General features: G+C 56.9%; 21 protein-coding genes. 11 read left to right on the top strand and 10 right to left on the bottom strand.

Annotated elements, in window-relative coordinates; genetic code table 11:
- The first annotated feature begins 6 nt into the window (after positions 1–6).
- The 4 genes from PYR65_RS04920 to PYR65_RS04905 are packed head-to-tail and all read left to right on the top strand — an operon-like array spanning position 7 to position 5,556.
- Positions 7–2,118: an ABC transporter permease gene (locus PYR65_RS04920; protein WP_276120134.1), complete on the top strand. Its 2,112-nt coding sequence runs from the start codon at positions 7–9 to the stop codon at positions 2,116–2,118.
- Positions 2,118–3,203 carry an SMP-30/gluconolactonase/LRE family protein gene (locus PYR65_RS04915; RefSeq protein ID WP_276120133.1) on the top strand — a complete coding sequence of 362 codons (1,086 nt, stop codon included), beginning with the start codon at positions 2,118–2,120 and terminating at the stop codon, positions 3,201–3,203. Before PYR65_RS04920 ends, PYR65_RS04915 begins: the two co-directional genes overlap by 1 nt.
- A complete protein-coding gene (locus PYR65_RS04910; protein WP_276120132.1) occupies positions 3,200–4,696 on the top strand; it encodes a sugar ABC transporter ATP-binding protein in 1,497 nt (498 codons plus the stop codon). The genes PYR65_RS04915 and PYR65_RS04910 overlap by 4 nt, the downstream gene beginning before the upstream one ends.
- A complete protein-coding gene (locus PYR65_RS04905) occupies positions 4,696–5,556 on the top strand; it encodes a hydroxymethylglutaryl-CoA lyase (RefSeq protein ID WP_276120131.1) in 861 nt (286 codons plus the stop codon). The genes PYR65_RS04910 and PYR65_RS04905 overlap by 1 nt, the downstream gene beginning before the upstream one ends.
- Positions 5,557–6,208: 652 nt before the next feature.
- On the opposite strand, the gene PYR65_RS04900 is transcribed toward PYR65_RS04905, so the two are convergent.
- Entirely contained in the window at positions 6,209–6,994 is a 786-nt protein-coding gene (locus PYR65_RS04900; protein WP_276120130.1) for an alpha/beta fold hydrolase, read from the bottom strand.
- A 312-nt stretch (positions 6,995–7,306) separates the two neighbouring features.
- Between PYR65_RS04900 and PYR65_RS04895 the strand changes: the two genes are divergently transcribed.
- The 4 genes from PYR65_RS04895 to PYR65_RS04880 all read left to right on the top strand — a co-directional run bounded on the left by PYR65_RS04895 (position 7,307) and on the right by PYR65_RS04880 (position 11,776).
- Entirely contained in the window at positions 7,307–8,524 is a 1,218-nt protein-coding gene (locus tag PYR65_RS04895) for an acyl-CoA dehydrogenase family protein (RefSeq protein WP_276120129.1), read from the top strand.
- 167 nt (positions 8,525–8,691) lie between these two features.
- Positions 8,692–9,738, top strand: a complete 1,047-nt coding sequence (locus tag PYR65_RS04890) for a DUF262 domain-containing protein (protein ID WP_276120128.1) — start codon at positions 8,692–8,694, stop codon at positions 9,736–9,738.
- Positions 9,735–10,403 carry a HEPN domain-containing protein gene (locus PYR65_RS04885; protein WP_276120127.1) on the top strand — a complete coding sequence of 223 codons (669 nt, stop codon included), beginning with the start codon at positions 9,735–9,737 and terminating at the stop codon, positions 10,401–10,403. The genes PYR65_RS04890 and PYR65_RS04885 overlap by 4 nt, the downstream gene beginning before the upstream one ends.
- A 437-nt stretch (positions 10,404–10,840) precedes the next feature.
- Positions 10,841–11,776 (top strand): homocysteine S-methyltransferase family protein, encoded by a 936-nt coding sequence (locus tag PYR65_RS04880; protein WP_276120972.1) that lies wholly within the window; start codon positions 10,841–10,843, stop codon positions 11,774–11,776.
- Positions 11,777–11,843: 67 nt separating this feature from the next.
- On the opposite strand, the gene PYR65_RS04875 is transcribed toward PYR65_RS04880, so the two are convergent.
- The 7 genes from PYR65_RS04875 to PYR65_RS04845 form a co-directional block, all read right to left on the bottom strand.
- A complete protein-coding gene (locus PYR65_RS04875) occupies positions 11,844–13,058 on the bottom strand; it encodes an MFS transporter (protein WP_276120126.1) in 1,215 nt (404 codons plus the stop codon).
- A 96-nt stretch (positions 13,059–13,154) separates the two neighbouring features.
- Complete coding sequence (locus tag PYR65_RS04870; protein ID WP_276120125.1) at positions 13,155–13,370, bottom strand: DUF3311 domain-containing protein; 216 nt, start codon at positions 13,368–13,370, stop codon at positions 13,155–13,157.
- A 104-nt stretch (positions 13,371–13,474) separates the two neighbouring features.
- Positions 13,475–14,761, bottom strand: a complete 1,287-nt coding sequence (locus PYR65_RS04865; protein ID WP_276120124.1) for an epoxide hydrolase family protein — start codon at positions 14,759–14,761, stop codon at positions 13,475–13,477.
- Between the two features lie 421 nt (positions 14,762–15,182).
- A complete protein-coding gene (locus PYR65_RS04860) occupies positions 15,183–15,920 on the bottom strand; it encodes a response regulator (RefSeq protein WP_276120123.1) in 738 nt (245 codons plus the stop codon).
- 63 nt (positions 15,921–15,983) lie between these two features.
- Positions 15,984–16,163, bottom strand: coding sequence for a twin-arginine translocase TatA/TatE family subunit (locus PYR65_RS04855; protein WP_276120122.1), 180 nt, complete (start codon positions 16,161–16,163; stop codon positions 15,984–15,986).
- Between the two features lie 145 nt (positions 16,164–16,308).
- The gene (locus tag PYR65_RS04850; protein WP_276120121.1) at positions 16,309–17,352 is read right to left on the bottom strand and encodes an alpha/beta fold hydrolase; all 1,044 of its coding nucleotides are present in this window, start codon (positions 17,350–17,352) and stop codon (positions 16,309–16,311) included.
- 248 nt (positions 17,353–17,600) lie between these two features.
- Positions 17,601–17,996 carry a cupin domain-containing protein gene (locus PYR65_RS04845; RefSeq protein ID WP_276120120.1) on the bottom strand — a complete coding sequence of 132 codons (396 nt, stop codon included), beginning with the start codon at positions 17,994–17,996 and terminating at the stop codon, positions 17,601–17,603.
- A 349-nt stretch (positions 17,997–18,345) separates the two neighbouring features.
- Here PYR65_RS04845 and msrA point away from each other — a divergent pair, with 349 nt between their 5' ends.
- Positions 18,346–19,080, top strand: coding sequence for a peptide-methionine (S)-S-oxide reductase MsrA (gene msrA, locus PYR65_RS04840; protein WP_276120119.1), 735 nt, complete (start codon positions 18,346–18,348; stop codon positions 19,078–19,080).
- A gap of 40 nt (positions 19,081–19,120) precedes the next feature.
- Here msrA and PYR65_RS04835 read toward each other — a convergent pair whose 3' ends face one another.
- Together PYR65_RS04835 and PYR65_RS04830 are read right to left on the bottom strand one after the other, a co-directional pair.
- Entirely contained in the window at positions 19,121–20,584 is a 1,464-nt protein-coding gene (locus tag PYR65_RS04835) for a sodium:solute symporter family protein (protein WP_276120118.1), read from the bottom strand.
- A gap of 310 nt (positions 20,585–20,894) precedes the next feature.
- Positions 20,895–21,056, bottom strand: coding sequence for a DUF1127 domain-containing protein (locus PYR65_RS04830; protein WP_276120117.1), 162 nt, complete (start codon positions 21,054–21,056; stop codon positions 20,895–20,897).
- Between the two features lie 429 nt (positions 21,057–21,485).
- Here PYR65_RS04830 and PYR65_RS04825 point away from each other — a divergent pair, with 429 nt between their 5' ends.
- Positions 21,486–22,208 carry a response regulator gene (locus tag PYR65_RS04825; protein ID WP_276120971.1) on the top strand — a complete coding sequence of 241 codons (723 nt, stop codon included), beginning with the start codon at positions 21,486–21,488 and terminating at the stop codon, positions 22,206–22,208.
- A 179-nt stretch (positions 22,209–22,387) separates the two neighbouring features.
- On the top strand, positions 22,388–23,245 hold the full coding sequence (locus tag PYR65_RS04820) for a cytochrome-c peroxidase (protein ID WP_276120970.1): 858 nt from the start codon (positions 22,388–22,390) through the stop codon (positions 23,243–23,245).
- The last annotated feature ends 2 nt before the right edge of the window (positions 23,246–23,247 follow it).

Raw genomic sequence — 23,247 nt, 5'->3', positions numbered from 1 at the left:
GCGTTCATGGCCAACAGCAATGCGCTGACCCGCTTGCGCTACCGATATTTCTCCGGCCGTCTGGTCGGAGAAGTCCTGTCCAAAAGCTGGATCGACACGGCTATGCCGGTCATCGCACTGCTGGTGACCATCCTTGTCATGGTATCTTTGATACCGGGTCTTCTGAGTGCAGGCTATGTCGCCGATCTGGCACGCCAATTGGCCGAATTCGGTTTGGTGGCACTGGCGCTCACGATCGTCATCATGTCGGGCGGCATCGACCTGTCGGTAGGATCGACTTTCGCGCTCTCCGTTCTTGCCGCGCTTATCGGCATGAACGTGTTGGGCCTGCCCCTGCCCGTCGCGCTCGCCATGACGATCGGCACCGGGCTGGTCTGCGGGCTTCTGAATGGTTTGCTTATCGGATATCTGCGGCTTCGCGCTTTCATCACCACGCTTGTAACGCTCGTCATTTATCGCGCGCTTTACGACATTGTCTTCCCGCGCCTTGCCAGCGCCATCGTCGGCTACACCCCGGATTCGCCGACCTGGGACTATCTCGGCTTCGGCAACTTCTACGGCCTTCCTGTATCGTTTCTAATCTTTGCGGTGATTGCGGTTGCCATTCACATCACGCTCTCACGGCTTCGTCCGGGGTGGCGTTTGCGCGCCGTGGGTGGTGCGCGAAAGTCCGCCTACAACGCGGGTATCAACGTGAAGGCTACGGTCTGCATGGCTTATGTCGCGTCCGGCATCCTGACGTCCATCGCCGCATTCCTCTTTTCCGCCCGACTTGGAAGCACTGGTGCTGATACAGGCATCGGCCTTGAGATTTCCGTTTTGACGGCAGTCGTACTTGGCGGGGTTTCGCTCGGCGGGGGACGCGGTTCCGTCGGCAATGCGATCATCGGCGCGATCCTCGTGCTGATCTTAACGAACGGCCTCATCCGTTTGTCGACCCCCGGCTCCGTCAATCAACTGCTGCTCGGCACCATTCTGATCTTCGCCGTGCTGTTCGATGCCAAGTGGGTGAAGAACCGCAGCAAGATCCTCAGCAAGGTCTATGTCTCTCCGACCTATCTGGAGCTTCCCGAGCGCATTCGGACGCAGGACGATCCGTTTGCCTTCAACGACCGCCTGCGCGATGTCGACCTGATCGGTCTTGGCGATGTCGAAGGACCGGAAGACGTCGTGCTCGACCGCAACGATAACCTCTACACCGGGACGCGGCACGGGACGATCGTACGCTTCCTAGCGCCCGACTATAAGAAAAGCGAAATCTTTGCACGGATCGGAGGGCACCCGCTCGGCCTTTCGTTTGCCGAAAACGGCGACCTCCTGACTTGTGTCGGTGGCATGGGCGTCTACAAGGTCAGCCCAGACGGACTGGTGTCGCGCGTCACCGACGAGACGAACCGGAGTTGGTTTTCGGTCATTGACGACTCCCGTTTGCGGCTGCCCGACGATCTCGACGTGGCTCCCGACGGCCGGATTTTCTTCAGTGAGGCGACCATTCGCTACGAAATGGCCGACTGGGTCGTGGATGCGCTGGAGGGCCGCGGGAATGGCCGCCTGATCTGCCACGATCCCAAAACAGGCAGGACCCGCACTCTGTTGCGCGGACTGATCTTTCCGAACGGCATCACCATTTGCCGCGATGGTCAGTCGCTGCTCTTTGCCGAAACTTGGGCCTGCCGGATTTCGCGCTACTGGTTCGACGGCCCGGACAAGGGTCGCATCGAAGTGCTCGTTTCCAACCTTCCGGGCTATCCGGACAACATCAATCGCGGCTCCAACAATACCTACTGGATCGCCCTTCTCGGCCTGCGCACGAAGACATTCGACCTTGCGATGCGCAAGCCGGAATTCCGTCGCCGCATGGCACGCCGAATTGCTGCTGATGAGTGGCTGTTTCCGAACGTCAATCGTGGCTGTGTGGTCCAAATATCGGAGAGCGGCGAAGTCCTGGACGTGCTGTGGGACAAGAAGGGCGAAAACCATCCGTCGATCACCTCGACTTGCGAACATAAGGGTTATCTCTACCTCGGCGGGGTCTCCAACAACCGCATAGGCCGCGTACGCTTACCCGATGCCGATCCCGACTGGACCGCACGGAAAGATTACTGGGGGAACAACTGATGGGACTTCTCTCGCGCATCTCGAGTATCTTTAATCGCGGTGACGGGGACGCCTTCAGCGTGCCTGCTATGGACGGCGTGTTGAAACCAAACACGCTTCTCGATAGCGCCGAGCACCTTCTGGATGTCTCCCAGATCGATAATCTCGTCTGCCTGAATGGACAACTCTACTGTAGCAGCGCGAATGCACTATTGCTAATTGACCCAGGTCTGAAGCAAAGCCAGCCTGTCCTTTCCTTTGATGGTCCCATCACCGCGATAGCCGCCTCTGCGGATCGAACGCTGGCGATCGCCATCGAGGGCGTCGGCGTAGCGCTTATGACGGCCGGGACAGCCGTCTATCGACTCCTAGATTTGCCGGGCGACCAGATAGCCTGCGTTACCGCCGCACTGTTTGAGGATGACGATACGATCCTATTGACCTTGGGATCGGCACTGCACGCGATGTCTGACTGGAAACGGGACCTGATGGGCCACGGGACCACAGGGTCGGTGGTCCGCCACAGAGTTTCGACGGGCGCGACCGAGGTGATCCGCAACGGGCTTGCTTTTCCCTACGGAATGGCCTTCGCCCAGGATGGCAAGGTGCTTGTCTCGGAAAGTTGGCGGTATCGAATCGTCTCTATTTCAAGCCAGGCGAGCCTGCTTGCCGAGCTTCCCGCCTATCCGGCGCGGCTGTCGCCCGCTTCCGATGGCGGTCATTGGCTGGCGCTGTTTGCGCCCAGGCGACAATTGACCGAACTCGTGCTGCGCGAAGACGACTACCGCACCGAAATGATGGCGACCATTCCGCCCGACGCGTGGATCGGACCTGATTTTTCCGACGGCGGAAACGACGAGCAGCCTTTGCAATCCGGTTCGGTGCGGCAGATGGGGGTGATGAAGCCCTGGGCCCCTTCCCGCTCCTACGGACTGGTCGTGCGTCTCGATAGCACAATGGTTCCCGTGGCAAGCTACCACTCGCGGGCTGATGGACGTATCCACGGCATCGCGTCCGTCGTCGAGCTGAATGGCTTCCTGTATATCGCGTCACGGGGCGCGGGCGCGCTCCTGCGTCTCGACCTCGGTTCGGGAGCATCGGTATGAACGGGATCGTTGAATTCAAGAATGCCACAAAGGAGTTCCGCAGTGTCGCGGCCTTCAAGAACGTTAATTTCACCCTGCGAAAAGGCGAGGTCCACGCGCTCCTTGGCGAAAACGGTGCGGGCAAATCGACGCTGACGAAGGTTCTGGCGGGTCTCTACTCTTTAAGCGCCGGCGAGATGCTGATCGATGGCAAGGTACTGTCATTCTCGTCGCCGGCCGACGCGCTGAAGCATGGCGTCGCTATGGTGTTTCAGGAAACCAACCTCATTCCCTCAATGACCGTTGCTCAGAATTTGTTCTTGGGAGAGGAAAGCTTTTTCAACCGCCTGAGGGGCGTTAACATCCGGGCGCAGCAGCAGTTGCAGCGCCTCAGCTTCCACGTCGAACCTACGGCGCTCGTCTCCTCGCTTGGCGCGGCAAAGAAGCAAATGGTCGAGATCGCCCGTGCGGTCCAGCATCGGGCGAACATTTTCATCTTCGACGAGCCGACGGCAACGTTGACCCCGGAAGAAAAGCAGCACTTTTTTACCCTCGTGGAACGCCTTAAAGCCGATGGCGGATCGATCATCTTCATCAGCCACGCCCTGGAGGAAGCTCTTGCGATCGCCGACCGCATTAGCATCTTGCGGGACGGCGAGCTGGTCGTGACCGATGACGCCGCAAACTTCACCCGGGACCGGATCGTCCAGGCCATGGTCGGCCGACAGTTGACGGACGCGCTATACGGAGAAGCGACCAGCCGCAAGGCGCGTCCGGCCGGACGCAAGGTTCTGGCTTTGGAAAACGTATCAATGGGCAAGGTTGTTCGCAGTGCCACGTTGTCCGTATTTTCCGGCCAGATCACTGGAATGTTCGGCTTGGTCGGTGCGGGCCGTACCGAAATGATGAAGATCGCGGCAGGCGTCCTGAAACGCGATTTCTTTCACGGCGGCAGGATCAAGCTTAACGGCAAGATCGTCCGTTTCAGCGTGCCGCGCCAATCGATCAATCAGGGTGTCGCTTATATCACCGAAGACCGTAAGCAGGACGGTATCTTCGATACGATGGGCATTGCCCAGAATATCTTCTATGGAAAACTGTCCAAGCGCGCCAACCCTGTGTCGATCGTCACTATGTCGCAGGCGCGTCGCGAGGCGTCTCAATGGATGGAAAAGCTTCACATTCGCTCAATCCGACCCAGCGCGCGGGTGGTGGAACTGTCGGGAGGAAACCAGCAGAAGGTCGTGATCGCCAAGAGCCTGATCCAGGCACCGGAGATCATTATCTTCGACGAGCCGACACGAGGGGTGGACGTCGGTGCTATAGCCGAAATCCACACGATCATCCAGCAACTCGCAGACGCTGGTGCGGCAGTCGTGGTCATCTCGTCGTACCTGCCGGAAATCTTGGCGATCTCGGATCGGATCCTGGTGGCACGTCAGGGACGCATCGTCGAAGAACTGTCGATTGAGGACGCGACTGAAGAAAAGATCATGTATGCAGCGGTGCACTGATGGCCGACGACAAGAAAGTCACGATCGTAGAAGTCGGTCCCCGTGACGGTCTGCAGAACGAAAAGGCTTTGATCGCCACGGACGATAAGCTGAAACTGATTTCGCTTCTCGCCGATGCCGGGTTTACTCGCATCGAAGCGACGGCGTTTGTATCGCCGAAATGGGTGCCGCAGATGGCTGATCACGACGATGTCATGCGACGCTCGACGAGAAGAAATGGTCTTGTGCTATCGGCGCTGGTTCCAAACGAGAAAGGTGCTCTTTCTGCCATCAAAGCGGGCGCGCAAGCGCTTGCCGTGTTCACAAGCGCCTCGGAGACCTTTGCCGAAAAAAACATCAACTGTACGATCAAGGAAAGCATTGATCGGTTCAAGCCTGTCATAGCCATCGCCGAACAGCACGGCATTCCGGTCAGGGGCTACGTGTCCTGCGCGGTGGACTGCCCGTTCGAAGGAGCAATAGATCCGTCTCTGGTAAGGTCCGTATCTGAGCGGCTGATTGCGGTCGGTTGCGGGGAGATCGCCGTCGCTGATACCATCGGAAGCGCCACCCCCGACAGGGTCGACGCTATGCTGGCGGAGGTCTTGCAGGCAATTCCCTTTGACAGCATCGCATGCCATTTCCACGATACTTCCGGACTGGCTCTTACCAATGTCGATATTGCGCTCGGCCACGGCATCCGTGTGTTCGACAGTGCTGCCGGAGGACTAGGCGGTTGTCCATACGCCCCCGGCGCAGCAGGGAATGTCGCGACCGGGCGTCTTGTCCGACACTTGAAGTCGTCAGGATACGAAATTGGCCTCAACGAAGAGCGTCTCGCGACAGCAGAAGAGTATGCACGTCTTCGAGTGGGACGGTGACCTCGGACAGACAGCTTTTCCCGAACACCGACAGATAGAGATGCCGTTCGCGGACTTTGCTGTCAGCCCTGCGGTCAGGGTGCTGGGCAGACTTCAACCGTCATAGCCTCAGTGCCCGTTGGAACGTTCGCGGCAGACGTAGAGACTGCAGCTCTCACCGTCGGCTACGGCGATGCTCATGGAAACAGCCTCCTCGTGCTCGTCGCACTGACTGCTGCGCTGCACGTATCGATCATATAGAGTGAGGCCAGCAATTCTCATGGACGGATATCTCAGGATAAGTGCGCCGTCACGGCTGATCGTCTGCTGAGCTGACTGACAACTTGTCGCCGCGGCCGAGCGTTTTTCGACTGCCCATGCGAGATTGCTTCCCGTTACCGATAGGAGGGCAAACGCTAGAGTGCATGCTTTCAAGGTGGTATTCGACCTGCCCGCCGGACGACTTGGAAGAGTGGGGTGACGGCCAAAATGGTTCGCCTCGGTTAGGGAGGAACCAGATGTTTGCTTCTTTAAGATCCTGAACATCGACAATGTCCTTTCTGTGCGCACGTGCTGCCGCGGTCGTGGAAGTCGGGTCAGTGCACTTTGAATTTGGAAGAGAGCCCCCAGCCGTCAGGCCAAGGGCTTTTTTGTTATTTGCTGCTTTTCTTCGTTATTTGCTGCTCGTCTTCGCAGCCTTTTCGATGAGGTCGGCGACAACGTCAGGGTGGGACACCATCAGCACGTGGGAAGCGCCTTTGACTACGACGGTCTCCTTTGATTTTGCACGTTCCGCCATCCACGACATCGCCGCGGCCGGAATGTTCTTGTCGGCATCGCCGTAAACGAACCAAGAAGGGATCTTTTTCCAGGCCGGATCGCCTGCTGGTTCGCCGAGTGCAGCTTCAGCGATCGGACGCTGGCCCGCCGCCATAAGTTTTGCCTCTGCCTCGGGAACATCCGCAGCGAACTGATCGTGGAACTTCGCTTGATCGATGTAGAGGTCGTGACCGCCGTCGGTCAGAGTGACGGGCGGCGCGAGGGTCGGCGCAAGAGAGCTGCCTGGGAACTTGCCGCTGAGCGCAGCCGCGCTTTCCCCCGCCTCGGGTGCGAACGCCGCGACGTATACCAAAGCCTTCACGTTTTCATGGCCATTGGCAGCCCCTGAAATAACATGACCAGCATAGGAGTGGCCAACCAGGACGACGGGTCCTTTGATGCCTGAGAGAAGCGAGGAAACGTACGCCGCATCACCCTTGACGCTCCGCAATGGGTTGGCGGCGGCGACAACGGGATAACCGTCCGCCTCCAGGTCTTTGATCACGCCGTTCCAGCTGTTCGATTCGGCAAATGCGCCATGGACGAGAACGATGGTGGGCTTTTCCGCGGCCATAGCCGGAGCTGCGAACGAGAACGCTCCCGCAGTCAGCGCGACGAGGATGTTTGCATACGGTGACATGTGATCTCCTTGGGTCTGAATGACCCCCCGAGATGACCTTTGCCGTGTATCTGCGTTATGTCGGAAATTTTGCGAACTGTAAGAAACTATGTTCCCGAACCCATCGATTACAGTTTGCTACAAAACTGTTCGCCTGCCTGCGGAGCAAAGGGTCTCCCCTACATCATCAGAACGCCCGATCCTGTTTAGCCCGTTGATCAACGCCGTCCGTTACGGTCGTAACGAAGTCGCCCGCATTTGACACAAGCCTGCGCTTTTGGAGTGGCAGCCTCCTCATAGAGAATAGCTCGAACAACCAGATCCGGGATGACGATGTCAGATTTCGAAGATGAACCGCGCGACGCGATCGGTGTTTCACACCCGCTGGTCTCTGTAGCAAGATCGCTCCTACCTTGTCTTCGAGAGAGGCGCGGCGAAACAAGTGAGCTTCGCAAGCTACCGGACAGCACTGTCGTGGAGTTGCGCCAAAGCGGGTTGTTGTCGGCACAAGTGCCCAAGGATTATGGGGGTTCCGAAACCAGCCTTCACACGTTTTTCGACATCGTGCAGGAGCTTGGCCGGGCGGACGGCTCTGTAGCGTGGACCTATGCCATTCTTAGCTGCGGGAGTTGGATGGTCTCGACATTCTTCTCTGAAATCGTGGCTAGGGATGTCTTCGAAAGCCAGAACCCGTTGACGAGCGCCGTGATGGTCCCGAATAAGGTATCCGCCGTGCGAGTGGATGGAGGAATGCACATATCGGAGGGGCGGTGGACCTTCAACAGTGGCGTCCAGCATTCTGGATGGAACATCGTCGGCGTTCCCGTCTTCGGCCCGGAAGGCAGTCCCATAGACCTTGTGTCGGGCGTGGTCCCAACCGATCAGCTCAGACTTCTGGACGACTGGAGGTCGGTCGGACTACGTGGCTCAGGCAGTTCGACAGTGGTCGCGGAAGACGTTTTCATTCCTGACGTGAGACTTGTTTCACATAGCGACCTGCTAAGGGATGAATATCCGCCGGACAGGGCTGGCAAATCCCCACTGTACCGCATGCCCGTAGTGCCAACGGTGATGATCAAGATGGCAGCGCCTTCGATAGCGATAGCGAGGGGAGCACTTGAGAAATTCATCGAAACCGCACCTAAGCGACAGATTGCGATGACATATTACAGGAAACAGAGCGAGGCTGCCGTCACGCATTTGCAAGTCGCAGAAGCCGCAGCGAAAATCGATGCCGCCGAGACCATCACGCGGCGCTCGATTACCGAACTTGAAGCCGCCAGTGCCGCCGGAAGAAACCTGACACGCGAGGAAAAGGCCAGAATATGGCGTGATGCTGCATTTGCCTGCCGACTATCATGGGAGGCCATGGATCGGCTTGCCGACGCCTCCGGAGGTAGCTTCGCACGCGAAGAAAACCCTTTAAGTCAAGCTTGGAGGGATATCCGTACTGCCATTTCCCATGCCGGGCTTTGCACCACCACGAGCTATGAAATCTTTGGTCGTGTAGCCTTTGACTTGCCGTCGAATTCGCCGCTGTTGCCCGGCTGAGATTCATACGAACCCACCCGCCGCTACACACCCCCTCATGCAGTCGAGCGACTCCCCCAGTAATCCGCCCGTAGGAGCTTTTAGCTTTTCGCGAACTTGTCGCTCGACAAGAATGGCATTAGTGTGACAGCGATCTCAAAAACTTTCTTCGCTCACTCAGGTGCCCAATGGATGCAACGAAAATATCTTCCGAGCTCAAGCAGCAGCGAAGAACAGTTGGGTTTGATACCTACGACATCACCGCGAAGCAACTACTGGATATGGTTGCCGAAGGACAGATAAAGGTGGCACCCGACTACCAGCGGCATTTCGTTTGGAAGTCGGATAGAGAGTCGGCATTGATTGAGTCGGTGTTTCTGGGAATTCCCGTTCCCAGTCTATTCATGGCGACAAATGAAGACTCAAGCTGGGAGTGCATCGACGGTCTGCAGAGGATCACTACGCTTGTGAACTTTGTTAGGCCGCAATTTCGCTCAGGAGTCTCGGACATTTCGACACACGAGCTGACGATTGGCGGCATCGAAAAGGTTCCAGGCCTGAACGGAACGAAATTCTCTGACCTCCCTGAGACGCTAAAGCTCAACTTCCTAACGAGACCCGTGAGGATAACCGTTCTCAATGATCTGAGTGATTACCAAGTCAGATTCGACCTATTTGAGCGGCTGAACACCGGAGGTATAATCCTGCACCAGCAGGAAATCCGAAATTGCGTGTTTCAAGGGGAGTTTAACGAATTCATTAAATCGTGCGCCGCCGATGAGCGCTTGGAAAAAGTGTTCAAGAAATCAAATCGTGAAGGCCGTGGCAACATGGAGGAGGTTGTACTGAAGTTCTTCGCCTATTTCGAGCACAGGGACGACTTCAAACACTCCGTAAAAGAATTTCTGAACACCTATATGGAAGACAAGACGAAGGCGTTCAAAAACAAGAAGGCGCTGTCTGAACTGTTCGCCAACACAATGGATGTTTTGTCGAGTGCGCTCCCGGATGGTGTAGTTCGAAGCGAACGAAAGAACACAACGCCGCTTCTATTGTTTGAAGCCGTATCTGTTGGAGTCGCGGACGTAATCAGCGCGGGGAATCAAATAAATGAAGCTGCCCTTAGGGCCGTACTGGACGATGAGGATCTCAAGAAGGCAACCTCAGCTGGCACGAATAGTAACCCCAAATTGTTGCGGAGAATTGAGATCGTTAGAGAGGCCGTTTCTGGATGAGCTTTGTGGACGCCCATCTGGAGGTGCGCGGCAGGTTCACGGAAGCTCTCCAAGTGATAAACCGGCTCGACCCCGGCGCATCACAAAGTCTCGCGCCCTCAACTGACCCGGACAAGGCGTTGCGTGGTCTACTGCTTGTTGCGATTTACTCAGCGATGGAACGGGGGATTAACGCATACGTTGAAGAGGCGTTGGCGGTCGTCACGTCATACGCTTCGCGCGTCAAAAACTGCATCCCGGAAGTTCAGGCGATTTTTCACTACCCGAGAATACAGTCGCTTCGCGATTGCTCCGATGATAATTCACTCAGTAAGTCGATTGAGCTATTTTCCATGCTCACTCAGGATCTTGAGTTCAGCGTTGCAAGCAACCCATTTTCGCCGCGCCTTCAGAATGTTGACGGCTCAACGATGGAGCAGTGCTGCCAGTTCCTCGGTGTGCCCAACTTTAGAATTGGCGCAATGGAGAGAGGCCGCTTGAATAATCTTCGTGAGCGGCGAAATGCGGTATCTCACGGCCGCGAGTCTTCGGTTCAGGTCGGCGGAAGGTTCTCCTTCGGTGAAATACGAACTATGCACTCGATAGCGGATACAGAAGTTGAGAAATTCGGTTCGGCTTTGAGGGCTTTCTTTGAGCGAAAAGGTTACGAGCTCAGCAATGCGTAGCATTTCCGCTCATCAAATCATGCTTTCATGATGGCGACCTCTCAGTTGCCGTTGCGGCGAATGTCTCCTCCAATGGCTCGCATCGTACAACTCCTACACGTCGACGAATGGCCGGAAGCGGCGGAGTGCCTCTTGGTGCCGAACGTCCGTTCTGCTCATCGCGTGGGCGGAAAACTAACCGTCAGCATTCGGCCCTATTCCAGACCCGAACCTCGTGGCCGCTCATGTCTCCTATTGGCGCATTCTTGCCATCAACGTCGTAGTGGCATTTTCGGTATCGATAAGCGAGCTCAATGAATGTGCGAGGAAAACAGGGCTCATCGTCCAAGACAAGCCTCCGCGTTCCATATGTAGCCGATGAGCAAAACCTTCAAATCGGGTCGTAACTACGTATCAATATCAGGTCCCTGCTTCTCAAACGATGCAGAGGACTTGAGATCATGAAATACCGCAGAAACCTGCCTCACCTTTCAGGCGAACCCTTCATCACCGACGGGGGGATCAACACGACCCTCATTTTCCAGCACAACATCGACATTCCGCTGTTCGCTTCCTTTGTCCTGGTGGACACGCGAGAGGGACGTCTCAAGCTCGATGCCTACTACGGTGAGTATCTGGAGCTTGCCCGCCGGTTCGGGCGAGGATTGATCCTGGATACGCCGACCTGGCGTGCCAACCCCGATTGGGGCCGCAAACTCGGCTATGATCTCGATCGGCTTGCTGGAATCAATGCGGCATCTGTCGAGATGCTCACAGACTTGAGGGCCAAGTCCGAGAATAGAAACCCTCCAATTGTCGTCAGCGGTACCATTGGCCCCAGGGGAGACGGTTACAAGGCCTCCATATTCTCCGCTGAGGATGCACAGGACTACCATAGCCACCAAGTCGCTTGCTTTGCGGAAAGCGAAGCGGACATGATCGCTGCCTACACTTTGACCAACGTCGCCGAAGCTGTGGGGATCGCGAGGGCCGCAGCAGCTTTCAACATGCCCTGCTCGATATCGTTCACGGTTGAGACAGATGGCCGCCTGATCGATGGAACTCCTCTCGGAGACGCCATCACCTCCGTCGATGCCGCGACGGGCTCTTCGCCAGTTTACTACATGGTCAATTGCTCACACCCGATTCACATCTCTGCGGGCTTGGATCCAACGGCTCCATGGGCAAACCGCCTGCGTGGGCTAAGAGCGAACGCGTCGACCGAAACTCATGCGGCTCTCGACGAATCCGGCACTTTGGATGCAGGCGATCCGGTCGATCTCGCTAACCGATATCGAGACATTGTTAGGGCGATGCCTGCCATAACGGTTCTTGGTGGCTGTTGCGGTACGGATTGCACACATATCGCTGCGATATGCGAAGCGTGCGGTTAAACAAGCTATCGGCGAAATGATGTTGGTAGATATCCCGCCGTCATGACTGGCGGCGGGATATGTGCGATCACGCGGTCGCTGATCCCCGGTCAACGCTGATCTGAATGTTTCGGCCCGCCATCAAGCCGACGACCGCCATGACGATGCTAAACCCTGCACAGACCAACAGTGGCGCTCCCCATCCACCAGACACATCGCGGAAGAAGCCAATCATGGCGGGACCGGTCGCAGCGAGGAGATATCCAAGACTCTGCGACATTCCGGACAACGACGCGGCGTCGGTAGCATCCGCTGTCCTGAGGCTGAGAAACGTCAACGCCAGAATGAGGCCGCCGCCTGCTCCAAACCCGAAGAAAAGAATCCACAGCACGGCAAGCTTCGGCACAAAGTGAAGACCGAGCAAACCGACCATTATGGACAGCGCGAGCAGGCAGGCAGCGTTTCGCTGGTCCTTCATCCGGGGAGCAAGCGGTATCAACACGAGGCCCGGCAGCGCCGTCGAGAGAAGAAGCACACCATGCATGGATCCCGCTTGCTCCTGGGAGAATTGCGCATCATGCAGGATCGCCGGGAGCCAGCTCACGCCCACGTAGTAAAGAAAGCAGTCGAGACCGAGGAAAATCGTTACCTGCCAGGCTATAGCGGACCGCCAGATCGGGGCTCGCCGCATCGCTTTTGCGATCGAAGTTGAAGACTCGCGGCGACGACTGACCTGCGGTAGCCAGGCTACAGCAGCTAATACGGGTAGCACGACCGTCGCAGCTAAAGCCAGATGCCAGCTCCCTCCACCCAATCCGGCCAATGGCACCGCAATAGCTGATACCAGCGCCGCAGTACATCCCATGATCAGTACGTAACCCGCTGTCAACGCGGCGACGCGGCTTGGGAAGTCTCGCTTCAACACGCTCGGGAGCAGAACGTTTCCGACAGCGATGCCCGCTCCAATGATCGCCGTGCCGACGTAAAGCGCGGTGGTCGAACCCACCGACCTCAGCAGTATGCCAGCCGCGATGACCAAGAGAGCGCCCAGGAGAGATCGCTCGAGGCCCCATCTGCTTGCGAACAAAGCGGCAAATGGCGATATGAACGAAAACGCCAGCAGTGGCAATGTAATGAGAAGCCCGCTCTGCGCGGTACTCAGGGAGAAAGTCGCCTTCAGGACGTCGAGTAACGGCGCTACCCCGGTGAACGGTGCACGTAGGTTCATCGCTATCAAAAAGATGCCGAAAAGCAGTAGAAGACGAGTTTTCGAAACCCCCGCCCCGTTAGAATGTCGTCCCATGGTCGTAAATCTCCGTACGGCCTGGCCATACAGATCGTAAGCACGCGATTGGCGCGGTTTTCCCGAGAGTGACCCGCCAGATATTCGGCGTACCGCCTACGTATCTAGGTTCCGTTCGGTCTCCGGGCCTGCCAGACGGTTCTGTGGATCCAACTTGAAAATGATCCACATTCCGGCGGACATCATGAAGACGCTGAAGAGATGCCAGGCGAAAAACATTGGAAGCCCAAACACAAGCGGCGTTACGCGGTTGCAGACGACGCTGCCGACGAAAACCAGAGTGACCAGGATTATCGGTGCCGCGTACTTCATGATCTGTCTGCTTTCATTTCCGCATGGGCTGGGGGCGAAACGGGACAATGTGAGACATTGTGCCCAAGGAGGACGGTCGCCGCAAGAGCGGCGACCGAAAACCGCTACGAGCGGAACGAACGGAATGCGGCGCGGACTTCGTCGGTGAAGATGCCGGGCTGCTCCCACGAGGCGAAATGGCCGCCGTTGTCGACTTCGTTGAAGTAGACCAGATTTCCATAGGCGCGCTCCACCCAGGTCTTAGGTGCCTGGTAAATCTCGCCGGGGAAGACGCTGACTGCGACAGGAAGCGAAGGGATATGGATGGCATTGAAGTTATTGGTGTGGTCCTCCCAATAGATCTGGGCGGCCGAGGCTCCGGTTTCCGTGAACCAGTAAAGCGAGATATCATCCAGCATTTCGTCACGGGTAAGCACTTTTTCGGGCTGCTTGTCGCTGTAAGTCCATGTGGCGAACTTGTCGTAGATCCAAGCTGCGAGGCCGATAGGCGAATCCACAAGCGAGTATCCGATCGTCTGTGGACGGGTCAGCATCATGTTCGCGTACCCGGCGCTGTCGCGGTAGAAAACCCGCAGCTTGTCGAAGCACGCGCGTTCCTTGGCTGTCAGGTCCGCTGGGGCGTCGTCGCCGGCGGCCAGGATGTGTTCGATCTCCTTGGGCACGATCGCAGGCATGTTCAGATGGATAGCGAGCAAACCGGGGACGTTCTGCAGCGCCATGCGTTGCGAGATAACCGAACCGCAGTCTCCGCCCTGGGAGACAAACGTCTCGTAGCCGAGGCGGTTCATGAGCGTTCCCCATGCACGACCGATGTGGTCGGATCCCCAACCCTTAGTCGTCGGCTTTCCCGAAAATCCGAAACCCGGAATTGAAGGCACGACCAGATGGAAAGCGTCTTCGGCCTTACCGCCGTGAGCCGTCGGATTGGTGAGCGGGTCGATGACTTTCAACATTTCCAGAATCGAACCCGGCCAGCCGTGCGTCATGATAAGCGGAAGGGCATTTTCGTGCTTCGAACGGACATGAATGAAGTGGATGTCGAGACCGTCGATTTCGGTCATGAACATCGTCAGCGAATTCAGCTGCTTCTCGACTTTCCGCCAGTCGTATCCGTCGCCCCAGTAGCTGACCAGTTCGCGAAGCTTCGCGAGCTGGACGCCCTGCGAGTCGTCGGCGACGTTTTCCATCGCGGGCCACCGGGCAGTGGCGATCCGCTGCTTGAGTTCCTTGATCGAACTCTCGGGGATGTCAATCTTGAACGGACGAATTTCATCCGACCCGGTCGCGGCGGCGGCAAAGGACATCGCGGGCTTGAGCATCGTTGCAGCACCTGCGATCGCGGCCGCTGCCATGAAGTGGCGGCGGTTCATGTCGAGAGATAAGGGGGTCATCGGAAACTCCATCGTGGGTGAAAGGTACCCCCGAGAACTGCGCCCCGCATGTATCCCGCTTATGTCACGAAGGATGGCGTTTTGTATCGCCGAATGTCAAAACGATCAAACCGTACAATTGGTTACAAGGGAGGCGAATAAGAAGGAGAGTCAAGATGAGCGTCACCGAAACGCTCGTCTGTGGGACAACAGTTCTTATTCTTGGGGGCGGGCGTTGCGTCGGACGGGCAATCCACGAGAGTGTCTGCGCAAAGATACCGAAGAAGCGCTGATTGCAGACGCCCTGACCTGCTCGGTGTAGTCCATGAAGAGTTTTCACGTCCACAAGATCGGTCGAGTAGCGATGACCGCGTGTCTAACTCAATGGTCGACATCACTTTGCAATGCAACTCCAGTCAGGAATGTATTCGGCGAATGCCCGTCACTCGAGCTCGAGAGCGGCGATCGGCACCGCGAATACGTAGCCCTCACTGCGCACCGTTTTGATGTAACGCGGCTCACGCGCATCGTCATTCAGCCTCTGACGGAGGCGGCTGACCAGAAGGTCGATCGACCGATCGAATATGTCCGCCTCCCTGCCCTGCGTGAGGCTGAGAAGCTGATCGCGATTCAGTACCCGATGGGGATGGTCGATGAAGACCCTCAAAAGGCGGTATTCCCCGCCACTCAAAGCGATGGCGGTGCCTCTGCGATCGATTAGGTGTCTTCCTAGATTGTCCAGTATCCAATCGCCAAACGCGAGACTATCGGACACATCGGATTTTTGGAGGTTCGGCGGCATCATCCTTGTTCGGCGCAGGACCGCGTTTATCCGCGCCAGGAGTTCCCTTGCAGCGAACGGCTTCACAAGATAGTCGTCCGCTCCCATCTCGAGGCCGAGAATCCGGTCCGACTCGTCAGACTGAGCCGTCAGCATCATGATCGGCACGGTCTTGTGTCTGCCGGACCGCAGTTCGCGACATAGCACCAGCCCGTCATCGCCGGGCATCCTGACATCCAGCACGATGAGATCAAAGGCGCGCTCCTCCACCAGACTGCGCATCTGGCGGCCGTCGGCAGCGGCTGTGACACGCAGGCCGTTTTTGGTGAGATATCCGGAAACAAGTTCACGGATATCTCGATCGTCGTCAACGATCAGTACATGATCAACGTGTTCCATAACCAAACCTCAATCGCCGACGCGCACGGCTCGTCGCCGACGGGAAAGCTTCGTCCAAAGCGCCTAGTCGCGCTCGGAAATCTTGACTGGCGCAGGCAGCGCGTCGTCGTCCGCGATACCCTTCCTGAAATTCTTGATCCCAGCCGCGACGTCGCCCATTAAGGCGGGTATCTTTCCGCGTCCAAAGAGAAGCATCGTAATCGCGAGCACGATCAGCCAATGCCATGCGCTAAATGATCCCATGACGGATCTCCTTTCGAAAAAAAGAGGCGGCTATCCAAGCGGGAGGGGAGGACCGTGGATAGCCGACCGGCACCGAACGCGGGGCACGTGGGCCGGATTTACCGGAGAGCACCTCTTGGCGAGACACTAATTCTTAAAGGCGCAGTCAGAGCTTGTCGGCGTCGATGACGGCCTTGGCGAACTCTTCCGGAGCCTCCTGAGGGGGATTGTGGCCGATCCCGCCCGTGAAATTCCGATGCTCGTACCTACCCTTGAACCTGCTGGCATAAGCCGACGGTTGCGGATGGGGCGCACCGTTTGCGTCGCCCTCGATCGTAATGGTTGGAACGTCGATTGAGGGTTGCTTAGCAAGCTTCTTCTCGAGGGCATCGTACTTCTTCTCGCCTTTTGCAAGATCCAGCCGCCAACGGTAGTTGTGAATTACGATCGCCACGTGGTCCGGGTTGTTGAAAGACTCGGCCGACCGGTCGTACGCGTCATCGGTAAACTTCCACTGTGGCGAAGCAAGCTGCCAGATGAGCTTGTTGAAGTCATGCCGGTTGGCTTCGTAGCCTGCGCGGCCGCGCTCTGTCGTAAAGTAGAACTGATACCACCAGGCAAGCTCCGCCTTGGGCGGCAGGGGCTTCTTGTTGAGTTCCTGGCTTCCGATCAGGTAGCCGCTGACAGAGACCATCGCTTTGCACCGTTCCGGCCACAGGGCCGCGATGATGTTGGCGGTTCTCGCACCCCAGTCGTAACCCGCAATTACAGCCCGTTCGATTTTCAAAGCATCCATCAGGTCGATGACGTCTTTGGCGATGGCGGCCTGCTGACCGTTACGAGGCGTCTTTGAAGACAGGAAACGCGTGCCGCCATAGCCGCGGAAATATGGAACGATAACCCGGTAGCCGGCGGACGCAAGAATAGGCGCGACGGCCACATAGCTGTAGATATCGTATGGCCAGCCATGAAGCAGGATGACGGGTGGGCCGTCGGCCGGACCGTCCTCCGCAAATTGCACATTGAGCAGTCCGGCTTTGATTTCCTTGGTCTCTTTGAAGCTCATGAGTTTGCCGCCGGCAGGCTGGGCGGCGGAGGCAGTGGCCGCTTGGGCGACGGCTTCGTTGACGCCGCCAAACTGTACCGCGGCAACCGATGCTGCGGCTAGGGCGAAAAGGCTTCTGCGCTTGATTTCAACGGGATCAGACATTGCTATCTCCTTTATGTATGATCCCGATAAAGCGCCCTCGTTGTATCGCGTCTATGTCGAGATATCCGGATTTTTGAAAGCAGATGTACCTAAGACGCCCGCAGATACAGTGAGATACAGTGGTTGAGTGAGGACGCTTAATGGGTCTATGATACGTGCACCGACGTCGCCGAGATTGCACAAAAAAGCTCGGAGCCAGTGCGCGTCTCCGAGCTTTGATTTCGCGATGCTGATAGCAGCCGGAGCGGCTATTTCGCGGGAACGACGAGCTTTTCGCCCTTACGAACAATGTAGGTGGCCAGTTCCGAGGCTTTGTCCTTGCCGACATTTTCTGCCGAGTGCGCAACGCCCGTCGGTATGAACAACGCCTGCCCGGCGTGAAGCGTCACAGCGGGCCTGCCGTCCAGTTTGTATTCGAGGGTACCCTCGATAACGAAGGCGATTTCCTCGCCGGGGTGCGAGTGGCGGGCAGCGAGAAACCCCGACGGGAAATCCACGCGGACCTGCACGACCTCGTGGCCCGGCACGTCGATATCACTTTTCACGAGATCGGTCCGCGTCAGGGATTGGTCAGCGTGGGCAACGTTGAAGGTAGCCAAGGCGCTGCCCAGCAACATGGCCAGGCCAAAGATTTTTGAAGTCATGACATCATCCTCAGTTTAACATAGTCGTCCAAATCGGACGCCGCATTTGAGTAGCCGAATGCTTCGCAGGTGTGTCGGGCACTACCCATATTTGTAAGTCTTTGTAGTCGGCGCGAGATCAACTCGACGCGCGCGTGCCCGAAATAAATGGCGTGGGGAGAGAACGTAGCGGTCTCTGCGGAATGACTGCGATACAATTTCCCTGACGCGTCGACACACTGCCGATACGTGAAGCCTATGATCTCGTTCGGCAAAGGAGCGCCGCTTCGGCAAACGTAGCGAGCCGGAGGCAGACGTCTAGGGACACCTGCGCGCGACCTTTATCCACGTTCGATAGGAGATTGAAGAAATGTTCCAGATGACCGCACTATTCAAAAGAGCGGGAACCGTTAGGCCTCTCTTGATTGCCGGAGGCTTTCTGGGCGTCTTTTACAGCGCCTGGTCAACCCCGGGTCCATATGCGGCAGAGCAACCGATGATCTTGCCGGACCCATCCTGGGATGTCAGCGACGTGACGTCGCTCCAGACCGCCGTGTTCGTAGGCGGCTGTTTTTGGGGGACACAGGGTGTGTTCCAGCGAGTCAACGGCGTGGTTTCGACAGCGGCCGGCTATGCGGGCGGGAGCGCTCAGACTGCGGTATACGAGCTGACGGAGACAGGGACGACGGGCCACGCTGAAGCTGTACGGGTTGTCTACGACGCGAGCAAGGTAAGCTACGGAACGCTGTTGAAGGTTTTCTTTTCCGTAGCTCACGATCCGACGCAGCGTGACAGTCAGGGCGCGGACGTGGGCACGCAGTACCGCTCGGCTATCTTTCCCCAGTCAGCGGAACAGGGGATCGTTGCATCTGGATACATCAAGCAAATCGACATCGCGCATTTGTTCAAAGCCCCCATAGCGACGACTGTCGAAGCCGGAAAAACGTTTTTCGAAGCTGAAGACTACCACCAGGATTACCTCGTCAACCACCCGACGGAACCTTACATAGCTTACGTCGAGCAACCAAAGGTCGAAGCACTGAAGCAGCTGTATCCGTCTCTCTGGCGGGAGCAGCCGCTTTTGACGATCGACAATCGCGGCTGACAGTGTCGTTCACAGTTCACAATCAAACCGACCGCGTACCCTATTGGATACGGTTGGACGGCGTGGCGGCCTGCTCGGTAGCGATGCTTACGAGCAGGCCAACCATCACGTTCAGGGTCAGAGCGATGAACCCGGTGTTGACCTCTTTCACGAACATCGGGGCATCCGGAAAGAAACTCGCGATGTTCAATCCGGTGGCGCTGACGAGACACACGGTTCCCACGCCAACGACAATGCCAGCCATCGCGCCCTCCTTCGTGAACGGGTTACGCCGCAAGAGGCTTCCCAACAGTGCCGGAAAAAGTTGGGTAACGATGCTGTATCCCATGATGAGGATCGCGACGATGCTTTCGCCTCCCGCCAAGGTGAAATACACCGCGATCGCGGTTAGAAGTAGGACTGCCGACCTCGCGCAGTTCGTCAGCTGATAGGGCGATAGACCCGGATAGAGTTTCCAGCAGATGTTGTTCGAAATAACCGTCGCTCCGGTGATCAGGATCGTCGCCCCTGGAACCATCGCAGCGAGCACACCTGCTGCGCCGATTACCCCCACTACCCATGGATCGAACGTCGCGATCGACAATTTAAGCAAAGAAAGGTCGATGTCCTGCCCTTCCAACCCGGGCACTCGCAACACCGCCGCGAAACCGACCAGCATCGAGAACAGCATCACGAGCGAGTAGATGGGCATAAGCACGGCGTTCTTTCGGAACGCGATTGCCGATTTCGAAGTGTACGCCGAGCAGAAGGTATGGGGCCACATGTAGAGACCCAGCGCTGATAGAAAGATCGTGCTGCAGTACCATACGATCGTCTGGCCGGAATCCGGTAGGGCGGAAAATCCCGGCATTGCCACCTCGATTTCGCGGAACATCTCCGCTATCCCTCCATAGTAATGGTATGGCAGGTAGATTCCGAGAAACCCGCAGACGATCCATGTGGTGGTATCCTTTACGACCGCTGCCCGCGCCGAGCCCCTCATTCCCGAAATGATGACGTAAAGAGCCATTACCGCCGCTCCGAGCCAAACCGCAGATGAAGAACTCACACGTCCTTGCGAGATGGTTTCGGTTATGAGCGCGAGACCTTTCAGCTGCAGGATAAGGTAGGTCGTCAGGGAGATCAGACCGACCAGCGCGACAAGGATGCCGAGCAACGGACTGTTGTACTTCAGCTCGAAAAAGTCGGGCTGTGTGACCAAGCGCATATCGGTCGCGAACCGCCAGATCGGTGGAAGGAGCCAATAGGACATGACAAAACCGAGGCAGCTGTATGTGAGAATGTAGAATACGACCCCTCCCCTGCCGTAGGCAAAGCCGCTAGCGCCGAGGAAAGTGAATGTGGTGTAGATTTCGCCTGCCATGAGCACGAACACGAACAACGCGCCGAATCTTCGGCCACCAAGCGCCCATTGGTCGACGGATACAGCCTGCCTCTTCATTTCATAGAAGCCGGCGATCAAAACAGCTAGTATAACCGCGGCGATCAAGAGTGATGCGGTCATCGGTGAGACTTGCTGGGATAGATGGCGCGGCTTCCAAAGCGCGTGGTGATGACAATGCCGCTAGCGGGCGCTCCGAAGTAAATCGATTTTCGCGTTTCAGCCTGCAGACCGCTAGTGTTCCTCGGTTCCAAGTTCATTGCCCTCCCGAAAGCCATTGCTTAGGCTTTCTCCCAGCATGTCATTGCGAACTCGTGATGTTACATAACGATTAAAGGTTGAAAGTCATCGTGTGACAATTGTAACAGGCCGGACGAAGTCTGCCCTCTGCTAGCAGCTGAGGGCAACTTCATTCGCAGGCTTTATAGTTCCGTTAGCGGCGGTCACGGCCGTTGTGAACGTAGTATTCAATCATCCCTCGCTGGATACCGATATCCGACAGTCGATCGTCGTCGAGCTCCATGAGATGTTCGGCTGCTTGACGTGACCGGAATGCGCTGACACGGCGGCTGATAAAATTCCGCAGGAATTCCATTTTTCAATCTCCTTCAGTGCGCGTCCCTTCTGGGCGCGCTCCGAAAGTGCCCGGTAATTGTTATTCCTTCATTTGAGCGATGCGCGTTCGGACTGCGGATGCAATACACAAAAACTGTTCTGAAATTTATCGTTGGAGAGAAGCAAGGAGTACCGACCCCGGTCTGACACACGTTCGCGATAACGGACATCGCGACGCCAGACAGAATGATTTCTCCGCATCGATACAATAAAATACAAAAATCGGCGTTCCGAAAACATGCGAGATACAAACAGACTGTCATAAACGTGCTGGCGCGTGCGTACGCCGATGATCGGTTGGCCGAGCTGTTTTCCGCGCATGATTGGGTGTTGCGCCCTCCCGGCGGAAGAAGCGAGCTCAGTTCAAGATCAGGCGGGTGCACAGAACAACGGCGGCGGCGGACAGCACGTGAAACACATTCTGATAATCGACGATGACAACAAGCTGCGGGCACTTCTGATCGATTACCTGTCGCAACACGCATTTCGCGCCAGCGGAGCCAAGGACAGCTACCAACTTGCGCAGATACTCGCGGTTGAGAATGTCGATCTGGTAGTCGTCGATCTAAACCTTGGGCATGAAGACGGTCTGGAAATCGTGCGGACGCTTTCCTCGAAATCCGACACACCTATTATCATCATTAGCGGCGACCGGTTGGAAGAAACCGACAAGGTAGTGGGGCTGGAGCTCGGGGCGGCCGACTACATGACCAAACCTTTCGGCATGAGAGAATTTCTTGCCCGCGTAAGGGCCAATCTGCGGATGCGACCGCAGATTCCCGAGCGCCGCGATCACAAGGTTTACTCGTTCGCCAGCTGGGAGCTGAACGTTAAGAGACGCCAGCTGGTGCGCGGTGGATCGGAAGAAGTCAAACTTACCGCAGCGGAATTCAACCTGTTGACCGCTTTGCTCGACACGCCAAAGCAAGTCCTCTCCCGCGAACAACTTCTGGCCGCAAGCCGGGTACACGACGAGGAGATTTTCGACCGCAGCATCGATGTGCTGATATTGCGCCTTAGAAGAAAACTCGAGCTCGATCCTTCGAATCCGACAATGATCCTGACCGAACGCGGGGCGGGCTACATCTTCGACATGGACGTTTCTGTCGATGAGCGAAAGCGCTCAGGTTGACTGGACGCGAGCCGATCTATAGGCCGCCTCATCTACGGTGGACAGTTCGCTACATTACGCTTTTTTTTGCAACTTTGCTTTTGTCGGCAGATTGCGGGGCTTCAAGCGAGGTAAAAGAGGTCGATGGCCGTGAGCCGCTCGCTCCGCTCCAGCCGCTACCGTCCCTTGACCCGCAGGTCGTGCTCCTCGGCGGCCAGCTGTTCTCCGACAGCCTGCTTTCTCTTAGAAAGGATAGATCTTGCGTGACCTGTCACGATCTATCTACAGGCGGAACCGTTCATATACCGCGTCCTTTGGGCCAGACGGGCAAAGCGTACCTGTTCAACACTCCAACGGTTTTCAACGTTGGGAGCAATTACCGATTAGGCTGGCGTGGAGGTCTTACATCTTTGGAAAGCCAGACCGAAAAAATTCTGTTGGACCAGGAATTGATGGGGATGACTTGGCCGACGTTGATCATGCGGCTAGAACAGAGTGCGACTTATTCCGCATCGTTTGACCGGGTCTACGGTCACCCGCCAGACCGGAAGTCTGTTTTGGATGCTTTGTCCACCTACCAGCGGTCTCTGGTGACACCTGAGTCGGCATTGGATCGATACCTGAACGGCGACACAAATGCCCTCAGCAGTAGGCAGCTGCAGGGTTACCAGTTGTTCAAGGATTACGGCTGCGCATCCTGTCATCAGGGGGCGAACGTCGGCGGCAACATGTTTCAGCGTTTCGGGATCTTTACGGAACCGCCGGGGACGTTTGCAGCTGGCGACGGCGATGTCGGTCGCTTCAAGCTCACCGCCAGGGAAAGCGACAAAGGTGTCTTCCGTGTCCCAAGTCTCAGAAACGTCGCGGTAACGGGGCCATATTTTCACGACGGACGCGCATCGACGCTTGAACAGGCTGTAGAAGTGATGGGGACAAGCCAGCTGGGACGCAGTCTTACGCGATACGAAATAGACGAGCTGGTAGCGTTTCTGGAAACCCTAACGGGCGAATACAATGGAAGCAAACTCGGTACGACCGCCCCGACGCGGCGCGATTGAAC

It is taken from the genome of Pararhizobium qamdonense (assembly GCF_029277445.1).
In the GTDB taxonomy this organism is placed as follows: Bacteria; Pseudomonadota; Alphaproteobacteria; order Rhizobiales; family Rhizobiaceae; genus Pararhizobium; species Pararhizobium qamdonense.
Note: the sequence above shows the minus strand (reverse complement) of the source record. Positions and strands in the feature narration are given on the sequence as shown.

Bases quoted from the DNA above. Each gene is read 5' to 3' on its own strand.
- PYR65_RS04905 (WP_276120131.1), top strand. From the start codon at position 4,696: ATGGCCGACGACAAGAAAGTCACGATCGTAGAAGTCGGTCCCCGTGAC.
- PYR65_RS04860 (WP_276120123.1), bottom strand. From the start codon at position 15,920: ATGGAACACGTTGATCATGTACTGATCGTTGACGACGATCGAGATATC.
- PYR65_RS04830 (WP_276120117.1), bottom strand. From the start codon at position 21,056: ATGGAATTCCTGCGGAATTTTATCAGCCGCCGTGTCAGCGCATTCCGG.
- msrA (WP_276120119.1), top strand. From the start codon at position 18,346: ATGTTCCAGATGACCGCACTATTCAAAAGAGCGGGAACCGTTAGGCCT.
- PYR65_RS04875 (WP_276120126.1), bottom strand. From the start codon at position 13,058: ATGGGACGACATTCTAACGGGGCGGGGGTTTCGAAAACTCGTCTTCTA.
- PYR65_RS04910 (WP_276120132.1), top strand. From the start codon at position 3,200: ATGAACGGGATCGTTGAATTCAAGAATGCCACAAAGGAGTTCCGCAGT.
- PYR65_RS04870 (WP_276120125.1), bottom strand. From the start codon at position 13,370: ATGAAGTACGCGGCACCGATAATCCTGGTCACTCTGGTTTTCGTCGGC.
- PYR65_RS04920 (WP_276120134.1), top strand. From the start codon at position 7: ATGGCCAACAGCAATGCGCTGACCCGCTTGCGCTACCGATATTTCTCC.
- PYR65_RS04885 (WP_276120127.1), top strand. From the start codon at position 9,735: ATGAGCTTTGTGGACGCCCATCTGGAGGTGCGCGGCAGGTTCACGGAA.
- PYR65_RS04845 (WP_276120120.1), bottom strand. From the start codon at position 17,996: ATGACTTCAAAAATCTTTGGCCTGGCCATGTTGCTGGGCAGCGCCTTG.
- PYR65_RS04915 (WP_276120133.1), top strand. From the start codon at position 2,118: ATGGGACTTCTCTCGCGCATCTCGAGTATCTTTAATCGCGGTGACGGG.
- PYR65_RS04865 (WP_276120124.1), bottom strand. From the start codon at position 14,761: ATGACCCCCTTATCTCTCGACATGAACCGCCGCCACTTCATGGCAGCG.
- PYR65_RS04900 (WP_276120130.1), bottom strand. From the start codon at position 6,994: ATGTCACCGTATGCAAACATCCTCGTCGCGCTGACTGCGGGAGCGTTC.
- PYR65_RS04850 (WP_276120121.1), bottom strand. From the start codon at position 17,352: ATGTCTGATCCCGTTGAAATCAAGCGCAGAAGCCTTTTCGCCCTAGCC.
- PYR65_RS04890 (WP_276120128.1), top strand. From the start codon at position 8,692: ATGGATGCAACGAAAATATCTTCCGAGCTCAAGCAGCAGCGAAGAACA.
- PYR65_RS04835 (WP_276120118.1), bottom strand. From the start codon at position 20,584: ATGACCGCATCACTCTTGATCGCCGCGGTTATACTAGCTGTTTTGATC.
- PYR65_RS04855 (WP_276120122.1), bottom strand. From the start codon at position 16,163: ATGGGATCATTTAGCGCATGGCATTGGCTGATCGTGCTCGCGATTACG.
- PYR65_RS04895 (WP_276120129.1), top strand. From the start codon at position 7,307: ATGTCAGATTTCGAAGATGAACCGCGCGACGCGATCGGTGTTTCACAC.